Source organism: Picosynechococcus sp. PCC 7002 (assembly GCF_963860125.1).
Lineage (GTDB): Bacteria > Cyanobacteriota > Cyanobacteriia > Cyanobacteriales > MRBY01 > MRBY01.
In genome coordinates this window covers 2,157,486-2,178,348 of record NZ_CAWLFA010000001.1, presented here as the reverse complement: position 1 = coordinate 2,178,348, position 20,863 = coordinate 2,157,486, and the positions used below count along the sequence as shown (strand labels likewise).

22 protein-coding genes and 2 tRNA genes are annotated in these 20,863 nt (G+C 50.2%); 14 read left to right on the top strand and 10 right to left on the bottom strand.

Going from position 1 to position 20,863, the window contains the following annotated elements; translation table 11 throughout:
* Positions 1 to 123 precede the first annotated feature (123 nt).
* Positions 124 to 378 (bottom strand): hypothetical protein, encoded by a 255-nt coding sequence (locus AACQ84_RS10635; RefSeq protein ID WP_041443573.1) that lies wholly within the window; start codon positions 376 to 378, stop codon positions 124 to 126.
* An 837-nt stretch (positions 379 to 1,215) separates the two neighbouring features.
* Positions 1,216 to 2,511: a PAS domain-containing sensor histidine kinase gene (locus AACQ84_RS10630; RefSeq protein WP_012307705.1), complete on the bottom strand. Its 1,296-nt coding sequence runs from the start codon at positions 2,509 to 2,511 to the stop codon at positions 1,216 to 1,218.
* A gap of 138 nt (positions 2,512 to 2,649) precedes the next feature.
* On the opposite strand from AACQ84_RS10630, the gene AACQ84_RS10625 reads away from it, so the two are divergent.
* The 3 genes from AACQ84_RS10625 to pyrC are packed head-to-tail and all read left to right on the top strand — an operon-like array spanning position 2,650 to position 5,595.
* Positions 2,650 to 3,600, top strand: a complete 951-nt coding sequence (locus AACQ84_RS10625) for a branched-chain amino acid ABC transporter permease (RefSeq protein ID WP_012307704.1) — start codon at positions 2,650 to 2,652, stop codon at positions 3,598 to 3,600.
* A 1-nt stretch (position 3,601) separates the two neighbouring features.
* Complete coding sequence (locus AACQ84_RS10620; protein WP_012307703.1) at positions 3,602 to 4,498, top strand: branched-chain amino acid ABC transporter permease; 897 nt, start codon at positions 3,602 to 3,604, stop codon at positions 4,496 to 4,498.
* 56 nt (positions 4,499 to 4,554) lie between these two features.
* Complete coding sequence (gene pyrC, locus AACQ84_RS10615) at positions 4,555 to 5,595, top strand: dihydroorotase (RefSeq protein WP_012307702.1); 1,041 nt, start codon at positions 4,555 to 4,557, stop codon at positions 5,593 to 5,595.
* On the opposite strand, the gene AACQ84_RS10610 is transcribed toward pyrC, so the two are convergent.
* On the bottom strand, positions 5,592 to 6,623 hold the full coding sequence (locus AACQ84_RS10610) for a hypothetical protein (RefSeq protein ID WP_012307701.1): 1,032 nt from the start codon (positions 6,621 to 6,623) through the stop codon (positions 5,592 to 5,594). The two genes, pyrC and AACQ84_RS10610, sit on opposite strands and share 4 nt — an antisense overlap.
* 313 nt (positions 6,624 to 6,936) lie before the next feature.
* Here AACQ84_RS10610 and AACQ84_RS10605 point away from each other — a divergent pair, with 313 nt between their 5' ends.
* The 6 genes from AACQ84_RS10605 to AACQ84_RS10580 all read left to right on the top strand — a co-directional run bounded on the left by AACQ84_RS10605 (position 6,937) and on the right by AACQ84_RS10580 (position 11,722).
* Positions 6,937 to 7,536: a chromophore lyase CpcT/CpeT gene (locus AACQ84_RS10605; RefSeq protein WP_012307700.1), complete on the top strand. Its 600-nt coding sequence runs from the start codon at positions 6,937 to 6,939 to the stop codon at positions 7,534 to 7,536.
* A gap of 44 nt (positions 7,537 to 7,580) precedes the next feature.
* The gene (locus AACQ84_RS10600) at positions 7,581 to 7,796 is read left to right on the top strand and encodes an NAD(P)H-quinone oxidoreductase subunit O (protein ID WP_012307699.1); all 216 of its coding nucleotides are present in this window, start codon (positions 7,581 to 7,583) and stop codon (positions 7,794 to 7,796) included.
* A 15-nt stretch (positions 7,797 to 7,811) separates the two neighbouring features.
* Positions 7,812 to 8,783, top strand: a complete 972-nt coding sequence (gene mdh / locus AACQ84_RS10595; protein ID WP_012307698.1) for a malate dehydrogenase — start codon at positions 7,812 to 7,814, stop codon at positions 8,781 to 8,783.
* Positions 8,784 to 8,794: 11 nt separating this feature from the next.
* Positions 8,795 to 9,478, top strand: a complete 684-nt coding sequence (locus tag AACQ84_RS10590; RefSeq protein WP_012307697.1) for a 4'-phosphopantetheinyl transferase family protein — start codon at positions 8,795 to 8,797, stop codon at positions 9,476 to 9,478.
* Between the two features lie 65 nt (positions 9,479 to 9,543).
* Positions 9,544 to 10,644 carry a branched-chain amino acid ABC transporter permease gene (locus tag AACQ84_RS10585; RefSeq protein ID WP_012307696.1) on the top strand — a complete coding sequence of 367 codons (1,101 nt, stop codon included), beginning with the start codon at positions 9,544 to 9,546 and terminating at the stop codon, positions 10,642 to 10,644.
* Positions 10,645 to 10,762: 118 nt separating this feature from the next.
* Entirely contained in the window at positions 10,763 to 11,722 is a 960-nt protein-coding gene (locus tag AACQ84_RS10580; RefSeq protein WP_012307695.1) for a DUF362 domain-containing protein, read from the top strand.
* Positions 11,723 to 11,829: 107 nt separating this feature from the next.
* Here AACQ84_RS10580 and AACQ84_RS10575 read toward each other — a convergent pair.
* Together AACQ84_RS10575 and modB are read right to left on the bottom strand one after the other, a co-directional pair.
* Positions 11,830 to 11,900 (bottom strand) — tRNA-Gly (locus AACQ84_RS10575).
* Between the two features lie 91 nt (positions 11,901 to 11,991).
* Positions 11,992 to 12,693, bottom strand: a complete 702-nt coding sequence (modB, locus tag AACQ84_RS10570; RefSeq protein ID WP_012307694.1) for a molybdate ABC transporter permease subunit — start codon at positions 12,691 to 12,693, stop codon at positions 11,992 to 11,994.
* A gap of 244 nt (positions 12,694 to 12,937) precedes the next feature.
* Here modB and AACQ84_RS10565 point away from each other — a divergent pair, with 244 nt between their 5' ends.
* Together AACQ84_RS10565 and AACQ84_RS10560 are read left to right on the top strand one after the other, a co-directional pair.
* Positions 12,938 to 13,258: a Mo-dependent nitrogenase C-terminal domain-containing protein gene (locus AACQ84_RS10565; RefSeq protein ID WP_045441732.1), complete on the top strand. Its 321-nt coding sequence runs from the start codon at positions 12,938 to 12,940 to the stop codon at positions 13,256 to 13,258.
* A 104-nt stretch (positions 13,259 to 13,362) separates the two neighbouring features.
* A complete protein-coding gene (locus tag AACQ84_RS10560) occupies positions 13,363 to 13,614 on the top strand; it encodes a hypothetical protein (protein ID WP_012307691.1) in 252 nt (83 codons plus the stop codon).
* A gap of 156 nt (positions 13,615 to 13,770) precedes the next feature.
* Here AACQ84_RS10560 and AACQ84_RS10555 read toward each other — a convergent pair.
* Positions 13,771 to 13,855 (bottom strand) — tRNA-Leu (locus AACQ84_RS10555).
* A gap of 313 nt (positions 13,856 to 14,168) precedes the next feature.
* Between AACQ84_RS10555 and rpsD the strand changes: the two genes are divergently transcribed.
* Both rpsD and AACQ84_RS10545 read left to right on the top strand, forming a co-directional pair.
* On the top strand, positions 14,169 to 14,777 hold the full coding sequence (rpsD, locus tag AACQ84_RS10550) for a 30S ribosomal protein S4 (protein ID WP_012307690.1): 609 nt from the start codon (positions 14,169 to 14,171) through the stop codon (positions 14,775 to 14,777).
* A 127-nt stretch (positions 14,778 to 14,904) separates the two neighbouring features.
* On the top strand, positions 14,905 to 16,047 hold the full coding sequence (locus AACQ84_RS10545; protein ID WP_012307689.1) for a hypothetical protein: 1,143 nt from the start codon (positions 14,905 to 14,907) through the stop codon (positions 16,045 to 16,047).
* A gap of 27 nt (positions 16,048 to 16,074) precedes the next feature.
* Here AACQ84_RS10545 and AACQ84_RS10540 read toward each other — a convergent pair whose 3' ends face one another.
* The 3 genes from AACQ84_RS10540 to AACQ84_RS10530 all read right to left on the bottom strand — a co-directional run bounded on the left by AACQ84_RS10540 (position 16,075) and on the right by AACQ84_RS10530 (position 18,942).
* Positions 16,075 to 16,455, bottom strand: coding sequence for a hypothetical protein (locus AACQ84_RS10540; RefSeq protein ID WP_030006664.1), 381 nt, complete (start codon positions 16,453 to 16,455; stop codon positions 16,075 to 16,077).
* Positions 16,456 to 16,537: 82 nt separating this feature from the next.
* Positions 16,538 to 16,786, bottom strand: coding sequence for a Ycf34 family protein (locus AACQ84_RS10535; RefSeq protein ID WP_012307687.1), 249 nt, complete (start codon positions 16,784 to 16,786; stop codon positions 16,538 to 16,540).
* A gap of 128 nt (positions 16,787 to 16,914) precedes the next feature.
* On the bottom strand, positions 16,915 to 18,942 hold the full coding sequence (locus tag AACQ84_RS10530; protein WP_012307686.1) for an elongation factor G: 2,028 nt from the start codon (positions 18,940 to 18,942) through the stop codon (positions 16,915 to 16,917).
* Between the two features lie 240 nt (positions 18,943 to 19,182).
* Here AACQ84_RS10530 and AACQ84_RS10525 point away from each other — a divergent pair, with 240 nt between their 5' ends.
* A complete protein-coding gene (locus AACQ84_RS10525; protein ID WP_143589419.1) occupies positions 19,183 to 20,100 on the top strand; it encodes a tetratricopeptide repeat protein in 918 nt (305 codons plus the stop codon).
* 38 nt (positions 20,101 to 20,138) lie between these two features.
* Here the strand turns inward: AACQ84_RS10525 and rph are convergent, their stop codons facing one another.
* Positions 20,139 to 20,861: a ribonuclease PH gene (rph, locus tag AACQ84_RS10520; RefSeq protein WP_012307684.1), complete on the bottom strand. Its 723-nt coding sequence runs from the start codon at positions 20,859 to 20,861 to the stop codon at positions 20,139 to 20,141.
* Positions 20,862 to 20,863: the final 2 nt, after the last annotated feature.

Sequence of the window (20,863 nt, the reverse complement as noted above, 5' to 3'; positions counted from 1 at the left end):
ATCGCCCTTGTTGGCTGCAATTGTACAGGGAAACGCTAAGGACAACCGATTTTATTTTGCGCCATCACCGTGGCCGAGAAAAACCGTTGTCATTCGGAGGGAAACTCGCCGATCAGTCTGGCCCTAAATCAAGCGACACAGTTGATCTTGGTGGAGCACAACTTCCCCTTGGGACGGGAGCCAAGCGACCCAGGATTGTTCTCCGTGGGGACATAACAAAAGCGCATATTCTTCTTCGGCGATCGCCTCAGGGGTTTGGGCTAGCTTAACCCAATCACTGTTTGCTTGGGCCGGCGCAAAAGTCGTATCAAAGGGGTGTTCCGTTGTGTTGGGGCAGTAGCGAATACTGGATAAATCAAGGGAAGGGGTGCGTTGCATCAGGATTTTCTCCGAGACGAGTATTTGAGATACAGAGCATAGATGATTAGCCAGCCTAATCACTGCAATGTTTGTATTTAATGATACAGAAAATATTCCAAAAATCAGGGTCTGCCATAGAAGTTTACGGATTGTTGCCCAGGACAACCGCGCCAAAATCTATTGATTTACCCCCATGATTAGGTACAAACGAACGATATTTGTCCTAGGAACAAGGGTGATCATTGTGGGCATAAATGAGTTTCATTAGCCCCTCAAAAGACCTTACCCTGGAAATTCCCCCTTGAATGGAGGGGGGGGTTAGATGTTAGGATGAAATTGGATAGGGATAATTAAATTTTTTGAAACTTTAGTTTTCTACACAGAGTAATAACCCCTTAAGCCCAAGCAGAATGCCATTTAGGCACTGCCTTGGGGAGTCCCCCTTAAGTGGGTCGATCTATTTTAGATCTTAATTGGTTCGGGAAAATACGGCCTAATTGTGGCTTTTATTTTCGTTGAATGTGTGTGTAAAAAGCGAAGAATGGGAATATTAAAGCTGTAAAGAAAAGCGAATAATAGTCTCAGGTCGATCCCTTTGGGAAAAATCTGAGGACTTAGCGTAATTTCCAGTTGTAATTTCGGATTATGGGGAACAAAAAAGCAATTTTACCTGTGGCATAAAGATTAACCACCGGGAAAGTTGGTGCTTCGGAATGCAACTTTTCGCTGCAGTTGATTGTCTCTGTCCAGCACAGAGAGACACCATCTAGTTCAGATATGTGGGGGAAGATCATATGCCAGTGCAAATTTATTTCTTGATCGTTGTTTATCTATTCACGATCCTGTGGGAGAAAATTAAATATCAAGATCCTCATTAGGCAGTTGCAGCGGTAGGGTGAAGGTTAGCCAAGCGCCTCGATATTTGGGGTGATTGCGGGCGGTAATTGTGCCGCCATGGGCAGTAATAATTTGCTGCACGATCGCTAAGCCTAGCCCACTCCCCTGGCGCAAATCGGTATTATCTCCCGGTCTTGTTCTTGCTTGGTCGCCCCGGTACAAGCGCTCAAACACAAATGGCAAGTCTTCTGGATCAAAGCCAACGCCTTGATCGATCACTTCTACGGTAACGAAGTCTGAATCGACTTCAGGGGGAGATACAGTAACAAAAATGGCCTCCCCAACGGGATTGTATTTAATGCCATTGTCAAAAAGATTGAGAAAAACCTGGGTGAGGCGATCGCCATCGGCGGTCATTTTTAATGCGTCTGGCCCCTGATATTGTCGTGTGACTTGTTTTTGTTGGGCGAGGGGGGTGAGGGTTTCCCAAGCATCGTTAATCAACTGCACTAGATCAAAGGTTTGGTAGCTCAGCACCTGGTGGGGGTGGGACTCTAGTCGGCTCAGTTCTAGCCAGTCCTGGACAAGGTAAAACAAACGATTAATTTCCTTAAGAATTTGACCAGCCCATTTCAATTCCAAGCCTGTTAGACGCTGTTCTAGGGTTTCTGCGAGGAGCCGCATCGCCGTTAGGGGCGTCCGTAATTCGTGGGTCAGATCAGACAGTAATTTTTCTTGGGAACGTTTCAGGATGTGAATCGGCTCTTGGTTTTCTAAAAAAACCGCCACATCGCCACGACTTAAAGGGATAGTGCTTCCCCGCAGGTGTATCGGTTGGTTGGGGCCTTCAGCACGGGTTTGGGCGTCATGGCTCGGAAAAAATTCCCATTCCTGGCTTTGGGCGGTGCGAGCGCTGCGGGTGGTTTCGATGAGCTGGTCTAACTCATAGGAGCGGACTAATTCCAGCAAGAGACGAATTTGCCCTGGCTGCCAACGATTCAAGCACAGGAGCTGTCGGGCCTTTGGGTTGCACAAAATGAGTTGATTATCCATGTCAACCCGCAGATACCCAAAGGGGGCATTTTCGATCACCCGATACCATTGGTCTAGTTCTGCCTGGAGTTCTTGTTTTTCTTCGTAGAGGCTTTTTAGTTCCCGGCGGAGAGAAGAAAGAGGCGCAAAGAGAAGCTCGTCACTGGGATGTTCACCGTAGGAGTAAAGCATTTGTCGGACTTGTTGCTTTTGGCGCTGTTGCCAAGTGAAACAAATAATGCCTGCTGTGCCACAGCCAATGATTATCGGAATCCAAATCATGCTTTGATACGGGTGCTTTTGGCGATCGCCGTTATTTGCTAGGGGTTACTCAGGATGATGGCGTTGAGAATGGGGCAGGACTTTCCCATTGGTGGTATTACTATTTAGAAACCACCGTGCCGTTCTTCGCCTGACAACATGGATCTTACCCTGTTCCTCCAGCAACTTCTCAATGGTCTTTCCATTGGTAGTGTCTACGCGATTTTTGCCCTGGGTTATACCCTTGTTTTTTCGATTCTTGGCATTATCAATTTTGCCCACGGAGCGATTTTTACCCTAGGCGCTTACTTCACTTATCTCTTTGCCGGAGGACAATTTGGCTTCAATGGCTTCTTGGCCCAGGTGAAATTACCCTTTGCCCTACCCTTTGGTTTAGCGTTGTTAATTGGCTGCGGTTTCGCGGGCTGCGTTTCGATGTTAGTAGAATGGCTCGCGTTTCGCCCTTTACGCCTCCGGGGCGCCGATCCCCTCCTGAGTTTGGTTTCTAGTCTGGGGGCTGCCGTGGTGATTGTGAATGGGATTCAGCTGTTGGTGGGCGCAGAGATTTATACGTTTCCAGCGGATATTTACGGTGGTTTGCCGGAGTCGATTAACTTTGGCTCCCCAGAGCGACCGATTCTGATCCGGACAGTACAGCTCATTATCTTGACGGTGTCCGCACTGGTTGTGACCCTGTTGACCTACGGCATGACCCGAACGAAATTTGGGAAAGCGATCCAAGCGGTGGCAGAGGATAGCACAACCGCCAGTCTCTTGGGAATTAATACGGAACAAGTGGTGCGGGTGACGTTTTTTGTGAGCGGTGCCTTGGCAGGACTGGCGGGAACATTGGTGGGTTCTAGCGTGAGCATTGCGGGGCCTTATTTTGGCATTAGCTATGGTTTGAAGGGATTAGGCGTAATTGTTCTAGGGGGTTTGGGAAATATTCCGGGAGCGGTGCTGGGCGGTTTAATTATCGGCATGGCAGAAGCGTTCATTCCAGCGGATTTTTCAGGGTATCGGGAGGCGATCGCCTTTGCGTTACTGTTTGGGATGTTGCTGCTCCGGCCCCAGGGGTTATTGGGCCAAAAAACGATTCAAAAGGTGTGAGATGGCGGCATTTTTGAGTACCTACGGCTATTTGATCGTTTCTACGCTTCTGGGGGCACTGTTGGGGATCTCGGTTTACCTACCACTGATGGCGGGTCAGCTTTCTTTGGCGACACCGGGTTTCTATGCCCTGGGGGGTTACATTGCGGCGATCCTCTCGACCCAGGCGATCGCCTTTACGGGGACGACCTTTCCACTGCCTTGGCTCCTGGGGGAAATGGCCCTGGCGGGGTTGGCCTCTGGAATGGTTGCGCTGATCATTGGGGTGCCCGTGCTGCGGTTGCGGGGGATTTATTTGGCGATCGCCACCATCGCCTTAGTAGAAATTGTCCGGGTATTGTCGCTAAATTTGCCCATCACCGGGGGCGCTGTGGGGATTTTTGGCATTCCCCAACCCTTTCGCAGTCCCCTGGGTTATTTGTGGTTGGTGGGGCCATTGTTAATTATCGTGGGCGTTCTAGTGTGGCGTCTAGAAAATACGAAAGTGGGCCGCGCCTTTAACGCCATCCGTGAAGACGAACTCGCCGCTAGTGCCATGGGCATTAACCCGACGCAATATAAAGTTTTGGCCTTTGTGTTGGGGGCCATTTTAGCGGGTATTGTCGGGGCGATCGCCGCTCATTTTCTCAACACCTGGAATGCCCGCCAGGGCACCTTTGACGCCAGCATTACCTACCTTGCCTTTGTGTTGGTCGGGGGGAGTCGTACCTTTTTGGGGCCGATCCTGGGGGGCATTGTCCTTACGGCGCTCCCGGAAATATTGCGCGGTTTAGGGGATGCCCGGTTAATTTTCTTCGGTTTGCTGTTGCTGCTGGGGACGATTTTTTATCCCCAGGGTTTGATTACCCCCGAACTGCTACGTCGTTGTTTACCCACTGCCTTGAAGCCTAAAATCTAATTTTTAGCGTTAAATCGCCGCTTTTTCCCCTCCTTTGACCAATTTATCTTGAAATAATGGAAAAAATCACCCTCACCCGCCCCGATGACTGGCATTTGCACCTCCGCGACGGGGAAGCGCTCAAGGCTGTTTTGCCCGATACGGTGCGCCAATTTGCCCGGGCCATTGTGATGCCCAACCTCAAGCCCCCCGTGCGTACCGTTGCTGAGGCCGCTGCCTATCACGATCGCATTTTGGCTGCCATTCCCCCAGGGCGAACCTTTGAACCCCTGATGACCCTCTACCTCACGGACAATACCAGTCCTGCTGAAATTCAGGCCGCGAAAGAATCCGGGTTTGTGAAAGCGGTGAAATATTATCCCGCTGGTGCCACAACCAACTCTGACCTTGGCGTCACAGATATCCGCAAATGTGATGCGGTGTTTGAGGCGATGCAAACGGTTGATCTACCCCTGCTACTCCATGGAGAGGTGACCGATCATCGGGTGGATGTGTTTGACCGGGAAAAAGTTTTTATCGAAACCTATCTCCGTCCCCTGAAGGAACGCTTTCCGCAGCTACGCATTGTTTTAGAGCACATCACCACCAAAGATGCGGTGGAATTTGTCCTGGCGAGCGATGAAAAAGTGGCGGCGACGATTACACCCCAACATTTGCTGTTCAATCGCAACAGTATTTTCCAGGGCGGCATTCGGCCCCATTTCTACTGTTTACCGATCTTGAAACGAGAGACCCACCGGGAAGCCCTGCTAGAAGCGGCAACCTCTGGCAATCCAAAATTTTTCCTCGGCACCGATAGTGCGCCCCATGGCCGCGATCGCAAAGAAAGTGACTGTGGCTGTGCGGGGTGTTATTCGGCGCTCCATGCCCTAGAGCTATATGCCACGGTGTTTGAAGCAGCAGACGCCCTGGATAAACTTGAAGGCTTTGCCAGTTTCTATGGGCCAGATTTTTACCAACTGCCCCGCAACACCGAAAAAATTACTTTGACGAAAACCCCTTGGCAGATTCCCGACGCGCTGCCTTTTCCGGAATCAAGTCTTGTGCCCCTTTGGGCTGGCCAGGAATTAAGCTGGAAATTCGCCCCAGTCGCCTAGGAATTTTCGTACCAACTGGCGCGCCAGGCGGCCTCTGCTTCGGCGATCGCCAAATCCTGTTTCGCCTTTTGGTAATACTTTTGCAAATTACGGAGCTTATCAACTTGTTCCCGGAGACGGCGGCGCTGGGCCGAAACTTCCGGTTCCGTAAACTCGACTTCTGAAACTTTGAGGTGCACAGCGGTTAGGTGGGTACGGTGCTTCCTCTTCTTCTTTTTTTTACCTAGTTCAGCTTCGATGACGACGTTTACTAAATGGCTCGGCATCTGACCGCCATGCTGTTGATTGTCGGCTTGGATCGCCATATCGAGGACGGTGGTTGGGATATTTTCCGGGAGAATCTTGGCGCCCTGGAGCTGGTGATTAACCGTTTGGGAGACTTGGTTAAGGGTGCGACGAATACGTTTTTCAGTGGTTTTGCACCATTCGAGCCAATAGTCTGGGCTATTTTCATCGGTGGAGACCTCTACCGCAGGCCCCTGCATCATTTCGGCCAAACTATCGGCGATGCGCTCTGCCAACTGGGACAATTCCCGCCGCTTTTCTTTGTCTTCGAGTTGGGCTGGTAGTTGATCATCTTTATCTATTTTGTCTTCTGGCGGCTCATCGGTGCCGATCGCCTGATCGAGGCTTTCAAAAACTTCAAACAATTCTTGATCAAGATCCTCGCTATTTTCCATGTCGCCAGCATCAACGAAAAATTCGGCCATCACTTCCGATTCCGCTTCACTCGGCTGATCATCCTCTGGCTCTGTTAGGAGGGTGTGTAGGCGTGTCTGGAGATCGATCCCCAGTTGACGCAGTTCCTGTTGTAGGGCTTGCCGCTGACTATGGGAAAGTTGCAAAAACTTTTGAGGATAAATCTGGGTGCAGAGTTGGTAACTGGCGAGAACCAATTGACGTTTGAGGCTATCTCCGAGGCAATTGAGGTAATCGCCATAGGCGCTGGTCAGGGCTTCACGCACCCCCACTACCCGCTCACTAATGGTGGCTAAATCTCGACGAACCTGTTCAATTGCTTTGACCATTCACTTCCTAAATCTTATTGGTGTACGGGTGTCCGCTGAGACTTGTTCACGATATAACGATTGCAAAAATCAAACCTTGGGATGTCTCATTGTCTGGGATGGTCAGCGAAAAGGAAAGGGAGGATGCCGCACTCCCCAAGGGGCGATCGCCCCACCTAAGCTGTCGATTTCTGCTAGGGAAAGTCAAGACGACGAATGTTGCCTAGCTGTCCCCCTTTTTCCTAAGCTTAGACAATCAGCCCCAAAAGCTGACCCCAATCTTTTTAGAAAATCCTTTACCAAACCATTTATCAAATTATCAAAGCAATTTCCTATGTCCCACTCTACCGATGCCCATACCCTTGCCCGCTGGATGGCAGGGGAGTTTTCTAACGAAGCCCAGGCCCTCGCCAATCCGCCCCTCTGGGCCCACATCAAAGTTTGTATGCGCCCCCTGCCCAATCAATTTTTCGATGGCTATGGCCTCTACCTCGAACAGGCCTACAGCTCCGATACCTCTGCCCCCTATCGTCTGCGCCTGTTTCACATCAAACCCGTCGATGACCACATGGAACTGGTGCATTACAAACCCAAAGATGACGCCAAAACCAAATATATGGGCGCTGCCCGCAACCCTGCCATGATGCAGCACTTTGACATGGCTGATCTAGACCCCATGCCCGGTTGCGACATGATCGTCACCTGGAGTGGGACGAGCTTCAAAGGCACTGTCCAGGCCGGAAAAGGCTGCCGGGTTGTGCGTTATAACAAAGAGAGTTACCTCGATAACAGCTTTGAAATCACCGATAACGCCTTGATCAGTATCGATCGCGGTCGTGATCCGGTCACCAATGAAATCCTCTGGGGCTCCCTGGCGGGGGCGTTTGAGTTTGAAAAGATCAACAATTTCTCTGGGGAAGTTCAACCCCATTAACCTCTAAAATAAAATTCATCACAATTAGGAGAGAAGCAAAAATTATGGCGGCTAAACTAAAGAAAGGAAGCCTTGTGCGGGTGATTAAAGAACAATTCACCAATAGCCTCGAAGCGAAAGCGAGTGATTCCCGTTTACCCGCCTACTTTTTCGGAAGCCAAGGCGAAATCCTCGATCTCGACGATGAATACGCCTTTGTGCGTTTCTATACCCCAACTCCCAGTGTTTGGCTCCGTCTCGATCAACTCGAAGCTGTTTAAATTTGGAATAGTCCCATGTGTGCGATCGCCGTCCCTTCCATTTCCTGTAAAGCACCCCAAGTGACGGTGATCGGTGCCGGGAAAGTCGGTAGCACCCTAGCCCAACGGGTCATCGAAAAAAACCTCGCGGATGTGGTCTTGCTCGATATTGTTGAAGGTCTTCCCCAAGGCATTGCCCTTGATTTATACGAGGCCCAGGGTTTAGAAGGGCACCATAAAACCATTCTCGGCACCAATGATTATGCTGATACAACGGGTTCCGACATTGTGGTGATTACTGCTGGGCTGGCCCGCAAGCCCGGCATGAGCCGAGAAGATCTGCTCCATTACAATGCCAAGATCGTTGTCCATGCCGCAAGGGAAGCCATGGAGCGCAGCCCCCAAGCCATTTTTATCGTGGTGACAAACCCGATGGATGTGATGACCTACCTCACCTGGAAAGTGACGGGTTTGCCAGTGAACCATTTGTTGGGGATGGGGGGCGTCCTAGATTCAGCCCGTTTACGCACCTTTATTGCGATGGAACTAGGAGTCAGTACTGGGGATGTTTCAACCCTCGTCCTTGGGGGCCATGGGGATTTGATGGTGCCGTTGCCCCACTACTGTACGGTGAGTGGTATCCCAATTACTGAGTTGATGGATGCCACTAAAATTCAAGGGTTAATTGAACGCACCCGGAACGGTGGCGCAGAGATTGTGTCCCTCCTTAAAACGGGCAGTGCTTTCTATGCCCCTGCTTCGTCTGTTTGTCACATGATTGAGTCCCTCATTCAGGATCAATCCCGCCTGTTACCTGCCTCGGTGTATCTGCAAGGTCAGTACGGTTTGACGGATTTGTTCTTGGGGGTGCCCTGTCGGTTGGGGTGCCGGGGCGTAGAAGCAATTGTTGAGATCCCTTTGACCGATGCTGAACTGGCACAATTGCATCGCTCTGCGGCCTCGGTACGGGATAGCCTCGATAAAGCCCTCTCTAAACTGAGTCTTTAACAGATCGATCCATGGCAGTGTCGGTGGAATATTGGTTAATTTCCCTGGAGCAACTGGGACTGTCAACAAAGCTGTGGTGGCTCTTGAGCGACGACGAACAACAGCGGGCCAAGGAGTTTAAATTCCTAGATTTGCAACGGCGTTTTATTCTGGCACGGGCTGGTTTACGGCAAATCCTTGGGTTTTATCTCCAGCGAGATCCCAGGGCGATCGCCTTTGATTATGGTGACCACGGCAAACCGCTGTTGCCAGACATTGCGTTTAATTTATCCCACACACAAAAATTAGCCCTCTGCGCCATTAGCTTAGATGTTCCCCAAGCCCATTTAGGGGCGGATTTAGAAGCAAAAAGACGAAAAAGTGACATTCTGGGGCTCGCAAAACGATTTTTCACAGCGACAGAATCTAATTTCCTGCAACAGCTCCCAGAAACAGCGCAACAATCAGCCTTTTTCCAACTCTGGACAGCGAAGGAAGCTTATCTAAAGGGAATCGGCTGCGGTCTCCAAGGGGGCCTAGACCGCGTCGAAGTCCGCTTAACGCCGACGCCACAACTCCTGACGCCAGAGCAACAGCCTTGGTCATTATCGCTGTTTGCACCCAACGCTGATCATTGGGGGGCGATCGCCATTGATCAACCCGGTGCCCAGTTTACAAACCGGGGGGAATGGATGCTATATGATGGGGCAGCTTGAGGCTTTACTTCGTCTTTTTAAAACAAGCTTTTTAATCTCCATCCCTATAAAAATCACAAATCACTATGGTCGGCTATCTCGTCTATCTCACCATCTCAGCGGCAACCTACGGCATTTTTTGTCTGGGCCTCAATTTGCAATGGGGCTTTACGGGCCTGATTAACTTTGGTCATGTGGCTTTTATGACCGTCGGTGCCTATGCCACAGTTTTACTTTCCAGCCAAGGCGTGCCCTTACTGCTTTCTCTCGCCATTGGGGCTGGGGTCGCGGCTTTACTGGGGCTGCTCATTGGCCTCTCAACCCTGCGGCTGCGGGAAGATTATTTGGCAATTGTGACCATTGGGGTGTCTGAATTGGTGCGGTTGGTGGCCCTCAACGAAGAATGGTTAACCAGGGGAGCCTTTGGGGTGCAGGGTTATCCGTTGCCCCTGGGAAGTTTTCGACCGAATCAGGTGGGTAAGATTTCTTTGATTTTTTGGTTGACGATCATTGCAATTTTTGCGGCATGGCAACTATGGCGGGGGTTGCGCTGGCGCTGGAAAAAACTCAAAAAACAGGAAAAATCTGGTTTAGGGGTGATTGTCTGGGGCATCCTTGGGGGCGGCATCATCACCAGTTTGTTTATCAACGGCTGCATTGCCCTCCAAAATTACAACTACAAAGCAGGGCTGATGTTGCTGTCGGTGGTCGCCTTGACTTTGGTTTATGCCGGTCTAGAGTATTTAGTGCAATCCCCCTGGGGTCGGGTGCTAAAGGCGATTCGCGAAGATGAGGAAATCCCCCGTGCCCTCGGTAAAAATGTTTTTTGGTATAAGTTGCAGGCCTTTATGCTCGGTGGGGCGATCGCCGGTGGAGCGGGTTCTTTTTATGCATGGCAGTTGACTAATGTTTATCCGGCTAATTTTGATCCGTTAGTCACCTTCAACGCTTGGACGATTGTGGTGTTGGGCGGCGCTGGCACGAATCCCGGTACTTTAATTGGTGCGCTCATTTTCTTTGCCTACGACTCCCTGACGCGGTTTGTGTTGCCCCAGTTAAATTTGGTGGACGATGCCCGCCTCGGCGCATTACGGATAATGGTGATTGGTCTAATTTTGATGGTGTTGATGGTATGGCGGCCCCAGGGGATTTTGGGGAATAAAGATGAGTTGACCCTTGGTAAATAATTGGTAAAATTTCTGGCATTACCGTTATTACTGCTGAGATAAACATAAAGTCCTGGCATTTCCTACGTTAATCTATGGGAAATGCTTTTTTGTCGCCTATTATCTCCGTTCATTTGCCATGTCTACCGTTAGCTTACTTGCGGCCCAAGCCTACGAACTGCCCGAACTGCGCCAATCCCTTGAAACTTTACTGGAGCCTTTGGGGGGGATGGCGGCTTTTGTGAAACCAGGCGATCGCGTTTTGCTAAAACCGAATATGCTCACCGGGGCACGGCCGACCAAAGAATGCATTACCCGTAAGGAAGTGGTTTACTGCGTCGCCCAAATGGTTTTAGAAGCAGGCGGCAAACCCTTTATTGGTGACAGTCCGGCGTTTGGGTCGGCCCAGGGGGTCGCGAAAAATAACGGCTATTTACCCTTGCTCGAAGAGTTGGGGATTCCCCTGGTGGAATTCCACGGCAAACGGTACCGCACGGCAGGGGACAACTACCAAAATTTGCGTCTTTCTAAAGAGGCAATGGAGGCGGATGTGGTGATTAATCTGCCCAAGGTAAAATCCCACGTGCAACTCACCCTGACTTTGGGCGTGAAAAATTTGTTTGGTTGTGTGCCTGGGAAAATGAAAGCTTGGTGGCATATGGAAGCGGGCAAAGATCCTGAACAGTTTGCAACGATGCTCATCGAAACGGCCCAGGCGATCGCCCCGGATTTGACAATTCTTGATGGGATTATTGGCCATGAGGGAAATGGCCCCAGTGGTGGCGAACCGAAGCAATTGGGCGTATTGGGGGCTTCTGCGGACGTTTTTGCCCTAGACCGGGCGATGGTGGATATTTTAGGCGTTGAACCGGAATTGGTGCCGACGGTGGCGAAATCTATGGAACTAGGACTCTGTAGTGATCTGGCAAACATTCACTTTCCCCTAGCGACGCCGCAACAGTTGGCGATCGCCGATTGGAAACTCCCCGAAGCCCTGATGCCCATCGACTTTGCCCTACCCCGCATTCTCAAGTCTACCTTTCGGCACCTCTACATCCGCTTTATCAAAGAACCCATGGCTTCCTATAGCGACAAGTAGGTTGAGTTTGGCCCTGTCTAGTTGCAAAATTTAGTCTGGGCCAGCATAAATTATCTAACCCAGAATTCCTTCTCGGACAATTGCAGCTTTCGGTTTTCTGTAAACTAAGCGGGTGAGGGGAATCGAACCCCTATCATCAGCTTGGAAGGCTGAGGTTTTACCACTAAACTACACCCGCAAGCGGTTTAGACACTCACACAAATCTAGCATCTTTAAGTCACTTTGACCAGAAAAATCATAAATTTTTTCTCTTCTTCCCCAAGGGATTATTACCGGAAAAACTGTGGTTTTGTCGCGGTGCGAGATTCTAGGTATTGGGTCATTAATAGGCTGAGGAAAGAAATCCCTGTCAAAATCGCCACAAATATGGCCGCAAGGGTCTGGTCTCCCGTTTGCACCGCTTCATAAATGGCCATGGGCATCGTTTGGGTTAACCCAGGGATATTGCCAGCCACCATCAAGGTCGCGCCAAATTCACCGAGAGCCCGGGTAAAACTCAGCAAAATTCCCACTAAAACGCCACGGTTTGCCAACGGCAGCCACACCCGCCAAAAAATTTGCCATTCCGATTGCCCCAGGGTCGCCGCTGCCTCCAAATAAATAGGATTGACGCTTTGTAGGGCTGCTTTGGTGGTTTTAAACATAAGTGGCAGAGCCATGACCGTCGCCGCGATGGTGGCCCCTTGCCAGGAAAAAATTAGGCGAATTTGCAACCATTGATCTAACCAGAATCCCAGTAAACCCTGTTGACTCAAGAGTTGTAGTAAATAGAAGCCAACGACGGTGGGCGGCATCACTAACGGTAAAGTGGCGATCGCCTCTAGCCAAAATTTCCCCCAGAACTGATAGCGCACAACGCCATAGGCCAACCCTCCCCCAAAAAACGTCGATAAAATTGTGGCGAATCCGGCCACCTTGAGGGAAATCCATAGGGCAGGCAACACAACGGCGATCGCCTCAGGCGAGAACATCAAACCCCAGACCTCAAAACGCGCTTAAAGTTCAAAAAACAGCGGAGAATCCCAGAAAAAATCTCGATTTGCCGGAAAATTGTCAATTCAATCACGTTTTTTCCAAGCCAATTTATCGATACTAAAATAGAGTTAACCCCCGAAACAAGTCAGCATTTGTTTGGCGATCGCCCCAAAATCCCCTACACCAAATTTTCCCATCATCGCTCCGCACACCCATCATTTTTATCAAGGGATCATCTCAATGCACTCTTCTCCTAGTAATCGTCATCACCTTCATTATTCTGGCCTTTTTCGCAACCGACGCTTTGATTTATTCCAATCCCTACGATTTTGGCTCAATGCCATCGAATTCACGACCCCCGAAGCCGCCCACCTCGTCTGCCGCTTGATTCCCGCCCAATGTCCCTTTGCCCGCGATGTGAGCCTTTTAGGGCGCGTTTTATTTAGTATTCCGCCCTTGTGCAAACTCAACCCCCTCTATAACGAACTGGTCGCACTCCGCTTCCGAGCCCTCACCTTCCTCGCTGAAACCGGTGAAGACATCAATATGTATTGCCAATGAGAAACACAGCCCTATGGCAGATCCCACAACCTGAGATACACTAGGTCAAGAATCAATTACCCTTTGGTTTTCCTGAATTTGACCCCTGCTGAGTACAAGACCCTATGCCCAGACAAGCAGACGAATACGCTATTTTTTTCCTGATCGAAGGTGGTCACCGCGAGGAAGTTCGCTTTAGCGACATCAAAGAATTTCAAAAATGGTACAGCAGTGTTCTAATTCCCAAGGCTGAGGCCGACGACTTTATTAATGTGCCGATTAAGAATATGCAGGGAGAATTTATGGTTGTTCGCCCTTCTAGTATCAAGGCCATTCGGGTAGAACCTGTATTTCTCGGTAGTATTGAGCGTTTCTAAAATATTTCGTTCTCGGAATTATTTGAACTTCATCGGATCACATTGTCCAGTGATTTATCTGATACCGTACAGCTCAGAATCGGCCCAGTTTCCTTTGAAAAGCACTGAGGGTCGTGACACAAATATTAATCTGAAAGTACGAATTCGACTATTTGATGGGGGTAGAGAGACTTGAACTCTCACGACATTTTACTGTCAACGGATTTTAAGTCCGCAGCGTCTACCATTCCGCCACACCCCCATTTGGGCACTCTTACAAGTAAATCATAGTTTTTAGGTTTCGACAAGCATTCACCTCTGGCGATCGCCCCGAAAAGGCAATTTATTCACTGTTTCGAGTGAGAGCATGATATGCTTGTTAAATTGTGGAATTTTCTAAAATCCTCGATTGTCTCTATTGGAAAGACAGTCGAACTTTAGAATGTTTACAGCCCGTGGGACGTCAAGTTTCGACCTCCCTCCCGTGGGTAAAAATCTCAAAAAGAGCCGTAGTAAGCGGTTTGAGGTCTTTATTTCTACATCCATTTTTTACTTGTAAGGAGAAAGAAAACCTTATGGCTCGTTATCGTGGAGCACGTCTACGCATCACCCGTAGACTCGGAGAATTACCGGGTTTAACCCGTAAAAGCGCCCGTCGGGAATATCCCCCGGGACAGCATGGCCAGGGTCGCCGCAAGCGTTCTGAATATGCAATTCGTTTGGAAGAGAAGCAAAAGCTACGCTTCAACTATGGTGTGTCTGAGAAGCAACTTATTCGTTATGTGCGTAAAGCGCGGCGGACGACTGGTTCTACAGGACAGACCATTCTGCAGTTGTTAGAAATGCGCTTGGATAATACTGTCTTCCGTCTAGGGATGGCTGGTACCATTCCTGGGGCACGCCAGTTGGTAAACCATGGTCACATCTTGGTCAATGGCCGGGTTGTGGATATTCCGAGTTACCAATGTCGTCCTGGAGATGTGATCACAGTGCGTGACCGCGATCGCTCTCGGAAATTGATCGAAGCGAACATGGAATTTCCTGGTTTAGCGAATATTCCCAGCCACTTGGAATTTGATAAGCCCACTCTAACCGGTAAGGTTAACGGCATCATCGAACGGGAATGGGTTGCACTCCAAATTAACGAGCTACTCGTTGTGGAATACTACTCTCGGATGGCCTAAATATTATTTGGCAATTTTTGCAGAGTTCATTATTTGGGAGAGGGGCAATTATGCCCCTTTTTTTGTGGGGGAGAGTGGCTAGAATGAGGGAAATGTCAGAGGCGATCGCCTTTTTCTTTGTATTGCTATGGCCCAGTCTGTTCCGATCCTCAAACAAATCCAGGTTGCCCTTGCCGCAAAGGACTACAGCCAGATGCGTCAACTGCTGTTGCAATGGCAAAAAGTAGAGCCAAAAAATCCTTGGTTTCGCTTATATGTAGCGCGGTGGTATGAAGCGACAGAACAATGGCAAAAGGCCGAAAAAGGTTATCGGCGGTTACTCAAAGGCGTTACTGTGCCCAAAGTGGTTACCCAAGCACGGCAGGGTTTGGCACGACTTGAAGCAAGAGCATTAGCTCTGACCCAGACGGCGATCGCCGAAGAAAAGGCTGCCCCCGGCGGAGAAGTTTATGGTCTGATGGTGTTAGAGCCCATTAGCCCCAAACAAAAGAAAACAGCCGCCCAATATTTCGCGACGGTATTACGCACCGATGCCTACTCGGCGGGATTACAGCTGCCCCTGAAATCTTGGCGCTTATTCCGCACAGGTGCCTTGGGAGAACTCCGTTTTTTAAAGAAAGCCCTCACCCAGGGTAATATTCCCAGTTTTTGTCTCTCTTTGGCCCAGTTACAAAATATTCCGGTGATCCAAGTCCAGACCATTGAACAACTCGATCCCCATTTGCTGCTCCGGGGCCTTGATGAAACCCAACAGGCCGTTGAATATACAGTGCCTTGGTCAGAAATTTCCCAATGGGTAACGGGCATGTTGCCAATTTTTGAAGAGTCCCTAGAAAAAGACGGTCGCGGCAAACCCTATTACAAAACAAAAGTCCTTGATTATGCCCAATTCTGCGATTTACATTGGGGCGATCGCCAAGTGATTTTCCGGCTGAATGACCAGCACTACCAATTCCAGCAGGGATTATCTTTTCTCGAAGTAACCCAAAATCCCATTGAACAGCTCAGTAACCGCCGCAACTGGAATCAGATGCAACACCGTCTTACTGAGCACCTGAGCCATAGTCGAAAATGGTCAGACTTTAAGAGTTTCGCAAATAATGCCCGTGACTTTCCGGAACTGCTGCGTAAAATCCAACCTCAGGTGAATCTATTCCGCCAGGAAACTCACCAAGATACCTATTGGGATCCGGCCTGGCACCTCTACAGCACAATTATTTTCGCCCATGGTGCCGAAACCCATTCTGAGGCGATCGCCCAAAAGAACTAACGATTGATTTTGCTAACTTAAATAACCCTAAAAAGTCGGCACCGTATCAGTGCGCATATTGGGGTTACTGCCAGAACTGGAGTTGGGGTTGGTTGCATTGGGATTCGGCAACGCCTCCACCGTCCCAGCACAATAATCAGACGCGGGCCAAGCGGCAATGCGGGTATTGTTATTGCGGAAATTTACGAGGAAAGACCGGTATCGCTCCAGACTAGACCGATCTTTGGGACTAATGCGCTTCATGGTGTCGAGGACTTGGATCGCCCGGGGCCAGTTTTGCCCGCAGAGGGCTTCTCGCATCTGAACATTGAGAAAGCCATTTTTCATATTGGCCTGGGCGATCGCCTTTGACCCCGGTAGGAGCATTCCCGCCAAGGCACAGGCCCAAACAAAACCCTTTATCTTCATCGGATGTTTCCTCACAGCGATGTTCACGCCCATATTTTACTGGAGAAAACCCGTGGACTTTTGCCAAGGGTTAAGCGATTATTCAAGTGGGAATCGCCTCCCCCGGTCGGAGCCGCGCCCATTTTCCTTTTTCTTGGGAAAAACTCGCGCAACCCACCACATCCCATTCCATTTCGATCATTTCCCCTTCAGAGCGGATATTGACGTTGATCATCGGTTCGATGGGCGAAAAATCAGGCTGGTCGGTTAGATGGGGCTGTTGGTGCTGGGTTTCAACGACATGGTAGGTTTCGCAGCGGTCAACATATTCACAGTCCACGCAAATGCACATGGGGCGCACCTCCAGGGGTTACGAAACTTTGTTTTAGTATAGCGAGATCCCCAGAGGCGATCGCCTCAAAGAAGAATCCCCAATGCCGCACACACCAGGGATTTATTACTTTTTGGCAATAATTAGATTTAATGATCTTTTAGGGTTGCCAAGACTTGCTCCGAAACTTTATCCGGTACCTCCTGGAGGTGGTCATATTGCCAATCAAAAAAGCCGACCCCAAAGGTGAGCGATCGCAGTTCGATGATTAAATTGTGCATTTCAGCGAGGGGGAAATAACCCGTAATGTGGTCCCAACCGCGCCAATCGGTCAAACTTTCGTAGCCGAGAATTTGACCCCGTTTACTGCTGATGAGCTGCAAGGCGTTGGAGGTAAATTCATTGGGAATATAGATATTGATCAGCAGAATAGGCTCTAGCAACTGAGGATCACAGAGGGGCATCCCTTCAGTCATCGCAATGCGCGCCGCTTGTTTAAAAGCCTGCTCAGAACTGTCTACGGCATGATACGAACCATTGGTGAGGGTCACATCCACATCCACCACCGGGAAACCCAAAGGCCCCTGAGTTAAGTATTCCCGCACTCCCATTTCCACCCCAGGAATGTACTGTCTGGGGACAACGCCACCGACGATGGTTTCGTGGAATTGAAAACCCGTGCCCCGATTGAGCGGTTTAATTTCGAGGTACACATCCCCAAAGGCCCCATGGCCCCCGGTTTGGTGTTTGTAACGACCATGGGAGCTACCACCATGGCGGATTGTTTCTTTGTAGGGCACCCGTGGTAAATGGGTCGTCATCGGTAGGTTATATTTGCGGCGGAGGCGTTCGAGGGCCACCTGGAGATGGATATCCCCTTGACCCCAGAGGATAACTTCGTGGGTATCACCATGTTGCTCCCAGGCCAGGGATGGATCTTCATCGACCAGTTTGTTGAGGGCATTACTCAGCTTGACTTCATCTTTGCGATTTTCTGGGGCGATCGCCAAAGTATAAACCGGTTGCATCACCGTGGCTGTCCGCAGCGGTTTAAGGGGTTTATCACCACTACTGAGGGTTTCGCCGACCTTGACATCCTCCAGGCGAGCCAGGGCAACAATTTCTCCGGTAATCGCCTTTTGGATCGGCTTTTGTTGGTGTCCCATCAGTTGATAGATGCCCGCTGGCCGGAGACCATTGAGGAGCATGCCTTCCTGGAGTTCCCCTTGCCAAACCCGCACTAGGGATAGTTTTCCACCCTGGGGCGTATAGAAGTTCTTTAAAACCTGCACAACAGTTTCCTGGGGGGAAGCTTTGAGTTCCCGACGAGCAGTGGTATCCACAGGGGCCGGGGCTTCCTGCACCAAAATATCAAGGAGTGGTCGGACACCATAATCTTCGCTGGCAATCCCAAATACCACAGGCACAATTTGATCTGCGCTGAGTTCCTTGCGGAGATCCTGGAGAATTTCTTCTGAAGAAGGGGCCACCTCTTCCAGGAGCATTGCTAAAAGTTCATCATCAAAGTCGGCCAGGGTTTCTAGCATTTCTTCCCTGGTGATCTTTTCTTCAATGTGCAGTTCCTCCGGGAAAGGTACTGGATCCGCTGGACAGTCGGGATGGTAGTGGTAGGCTTGTTCTGAAACTAGATCGATGTAGCCCAGGAGGATTTGCTGATCCTTGCGGATAGGGTACTGTTGGGGCACCAAGGGACGGTTCGAGGCTTCCTGGAGGGCAGCGAGAACATCGAGGAAGTTATTCTTAGCCCGATCCATTTTGTTGATAAAAACGATGTGGGGAATATTCCAATCGTCGAGGAATTTAAACAGGGGCGACAGGGTGAGAATTCTTTCGGTTTCTGGCTCACAAACAATCACAGCGGTGCCGACGCCCACAAGGGCATTGTAAGTTTCCTGGAGAAATTCAATGGAGCCGGGGCAATCGAGAAAGGTCAGTTCGATATCTTGATATTTTGTGCTGGCGATGGACAGTTCGACGCTCATGGTATGGTCACGGGCTTCGGGGCTACTGTCGCCAACGGTATTTTTGTCTTCGATGCGGCCTTTGCGAGTAGTGGCTTGGGTGAGAAAAAGTAGGCTTTCGAGGAGGGTGGTTTTACCCGCAGAATAGGGGCCAATGATCGCGATATTACGGATATTTTCGGTCGTTCTGGTCATGGTTTTCTCGTCTCGTGATTGAAGCAGGGGGCGCAATGGGGCAATCTTTGCGGTGAACTTAGGAGATGATCCGCTGAAAAACGCTGGAACTTATGGGAAAAGCTAATCTTCTTGGGTAAGAGGGACAAGATACGCCCTAGTGGTAAGCCTAACGCCGTTTGGCGGCCTGCTGCGTAAAACTGATATGTCTTGTAAGGTATTTTGCGTTTAAGTTTAAGTTGGATAAATATCTGTAAATCTGTGCTGAATTTATTTACGCTTCGCAATGTTTTTATCGCTCTGCTCTTTTTGGGTTTGCCTAGGGGAGAGGCGATCGCCCAAGAAATCCCCCAGACTCCAGCGCTGCAGACATGGCCGAGCATTACCCCAACAACCCCAGCAGCCAAAGCCAAGCTCAGTGAGGGATTAGCCCTCATCCAGCAGGGAAATTTAGACGGGGCGATCGCGCAATTTCAACAGGCGATCGCCCTCGATCCGCTCCTGTGGCAGGCCCATTACAATCTGGGTTTAGCCCTGGGGCAACGGGGGGATTTACCGAGCGCGGCCCAGGCTTTTCTTGAAACCATTGCCCTCCAGCCTAATTTTGCGGTGGCCTATGGCAATCTGGGGGGCGTGCTCATCGATAGTCAAAATTGGCCCCAGGCAGAAACCTATCTCCGGCGGGCTTTATCTTTAGATCCCAATTTGGCGATCGCCCATTACAACCTCGGCTTAATTTATCGCCACCAGGGCAATCGAGACGCCGCCATCCAAGCGTGGCAAAAGGCCCGTGAATTAGCCCCTAATTTTCCTGACGCTACCATCCAACTAGCGGAGTTATACCTCGCCGGTGATCGCCCCGAAGCAGCCCAACCTTTAATCCAAGAGTTATTGAAAAGCCAGTTAAACCTCGCCGCTGTGCATTATCTCCAGGGACGTTTGCTCACCCAGCGGGGGGATTTTTCGGAAGCCCTCGCCGCTTTTCGGGCCAGTAGTGAGCGGGACCCAACCTACGCCAATGCCTACTTTGCGGCGGCCCAACTTCTGATCAAAAATAATCAACGTGCCGCCGCGATGCCCCTGTTGGACTATGCCCATTCCCTCTATGGCCAGCAGCAACAGGCTCCCTGGCTAGAAGCAGTTCAAACCCTCCGGCAACAACTCCAAAATTCGCAATAGGGTCTGAAAAAGGCGATCGCCTTTTCCTAAAAAATCCATTAGTGAATGGCTTTTGTTTGTAGGGTCATAATGGTTTGAATCCCTTTTTCTGCAACATCGAGAATTTGATTCAGTTGGGCGCGGTTATAACTGCCTGCCTCGGCGGTGCCCTGCACTTCAATGAGGTTTAGCCCTTGGCCGCCGATCATCACCACATTGAAATCCACATCCGCCGCCACATCTTCGAGGTAATTCAAATCGAGGTAAGCTTGCCCGGCGATGAGACCCACAGAAATGGCCGCCACCGGTGCAATAATCGGTGATTTTCCTAGGATGCCTGCTTTGACTAAACGCTCACAGGCGATCGCCAAGCCCACATAACCCCCTGTGATTGCCGTGGTCCGCGTTCCCCCATCGGCCTGGAGCACATCCGCATCGATGGTAATTGTTCGCTCGCCCAAAGCCTTGAGATCGATTGCCGCCCGTAAACTGCGGCCGATCAGCCGTTGAATTTCCTGGGTGCGCCCCGATAATTTCATAAACTCGCGCCGTTGCCGTTCTGGGGTTGCGCCGGGCATCATCCGATATTCTGCGGTGAGCCAGCCTTGGCCACTATCCCGTAAAAATGGCGGCACCCCTTCCTCTACGGAAACCGTGCACAAAACCTTGGTATCGCCACAGCTTGTTAAAACAGAAGCCTGGGCAAATTTTGTGAAATCTAGCTCAAACTTAAAGGGACGCAGTTGATCGAAGAACCGATTATCCAGACGCTGCCAAACCATAG

What these genes read in the sequence shown, in the direction of transcription:
- AACQ84_RS10635 (WP_041443573.1), bottom strand. Translation starts at nt 378, where the DNA reads ATGCAACGCACCCCTTCCCTTGATTTATCCAGTATTCGCTACTGCCCC.
- AACQ84_RS10630 (WP_012307705.1), bottom strand. Translation starts at nt 2,511, where the DNA reads ATGATTTGGATTCCGATAATCATTGGCTGTGGCACAGCAGGCATTATT.
- AACQ84_RS10625 (WP_012307704.1), top strand. Translation starts at nt 2,650, where the DNA reads ATGGATCTTACCCTGTTCCTCCAGCAACTTCTCAATGGTCTTTCCATT.
- AACQ84_RS10620 (WP_012307703.1), top strand. Translation starts at nt 3,602, where the DNA reads ATGGCGGCATTTTTGAGTACCTACGGCTATTTGATCGTTTCTACGCTT.
- pyrC (WP_012307702.1), top strand. Translation starts at nt 4,555, where the DNA reads ATGGAAAAAATCACCCTCACCCGCCCCGATGACTGGCATTTGCACCTC.
- AACQ84_RS10610 (WP_012307701.1), bottom strand. Translation starts at nt 6,623, where the DNA reads ATGGTCAAAGCAATTGAACAGGTTCGTCGAGATTTAGCCACCATTAGT.
- AACQ84_RS10605 (WP_012307700.1), top strand. Translation starts at nt 6,937, where the DNA reads ATGTCCCACTCTACCGATGCCCATACCCTTGCCCGCTGGATGGCAGGG.
- AACQ84_RS10600 (WP_012307699.1), top strand. Translation starts at nt 7,581, where the DNA reads ATGGCGGCTAAACTAAAGAAAGGAAGCCTTGTGCGGGTGATTAAAGAA.
- mdh (WP_012307698.1), top strand. Translation starts at nt 7,812, where the DNA reads ATGTGTGCGATCGCCGTCCCTTCCATTTCCTGTAAAGCACCCCAAGTG.
- AACQ84_RS10590 (WP_012307697.1), top strand. Translation starts at nt 8,795, where the DNA reads ATGGCAGTGTCGGTGGAATATTGGTTAATTTCCCTGGAGCAACTGGGA.
- AACQ84_RS10585 (WP_012307696.1), top strand. Translation starts at nt 9,544, where the DNA reads ATGGTCGGCTATCTCGTCTATCTCACCATCTCAGCGGCAACCTACGGC.
- AACQ84_RS10580 (WP_012307695.1), top strand. Translation starts at nt 10,763, where the DNA reads ATGTCTACCGTTAGCTTACTTGCGGCCCAAGCCTACGAACTGCCCGAA.
- modB (WP_012307694.1), bottom strand. Translation starts at nt 12,693, where the DNA reads ATGTTCTCGCCTGAGGCGATCGCCGTTGTGTTGCCTGCCCTATGGATT.
- AACQ84_RS10565 (WP_045441732.1), top strand. Translation starts at nt 12,938, where the DNA reads ATGCACTCTTCTCCTAGTAATCGTCATCACCTTCATTATTCTGGCCTT.
- AACQ84_RS10560 (WP_012307691.1), top strand. Translation starts at nt 13,363, where the DNA reads ATGCCCAGACAAGCAGACGAATACGCTATTTTTTTCCTGATCGAAGGT.
- rpsD (WP_012307690.1), top strand. Translation starts at nt 14,169, where the DNA reads ATGGCTCGTTATCGTGGAGCACGTCTACGCATCACCCGTAGACTCGGA.
- AACQ84_RS10545 (WP_012307689.1), top strand. Translation starts at nt 14,905, where the DNA reads ATGGCCCAGTCTGTTCCGATCCTCAAACAAATCCAGGTTGCCCTTGCC.
- AACQ84_RS10540 (WP_030006664.1), bottom strand. Translation starts at nt 16,455, where the DNA reads ATGAAGATAAAGGGTTTTGTTTGGGCCTGTGCCTTGGCGGGAATGCTC.
- AACQ84_RS10535 (WP_012307687.1), bottom strand. Translation starts at nt 16,786, where the DNA reads ATGTGCATTTGCGTGGACTGTGAATATGTTGACCGCTGCGAAACCTAC.
- AACQ84_RS10530 (WP_012307686.1), bottom strand. Translation starts at nt 18,942, where the DNA reads ATGACCAGAACGACCGAAAATATCCGTAATATCGCGATCATTGGCCCC.
- rph (WP_012307684.1), bottom strand. Translation starts at nt 20,861, where the DNA reads ATGGTTTGGCAGCGTCTGGATAATCGGTTCTTCGATCAACTGCGTCCC.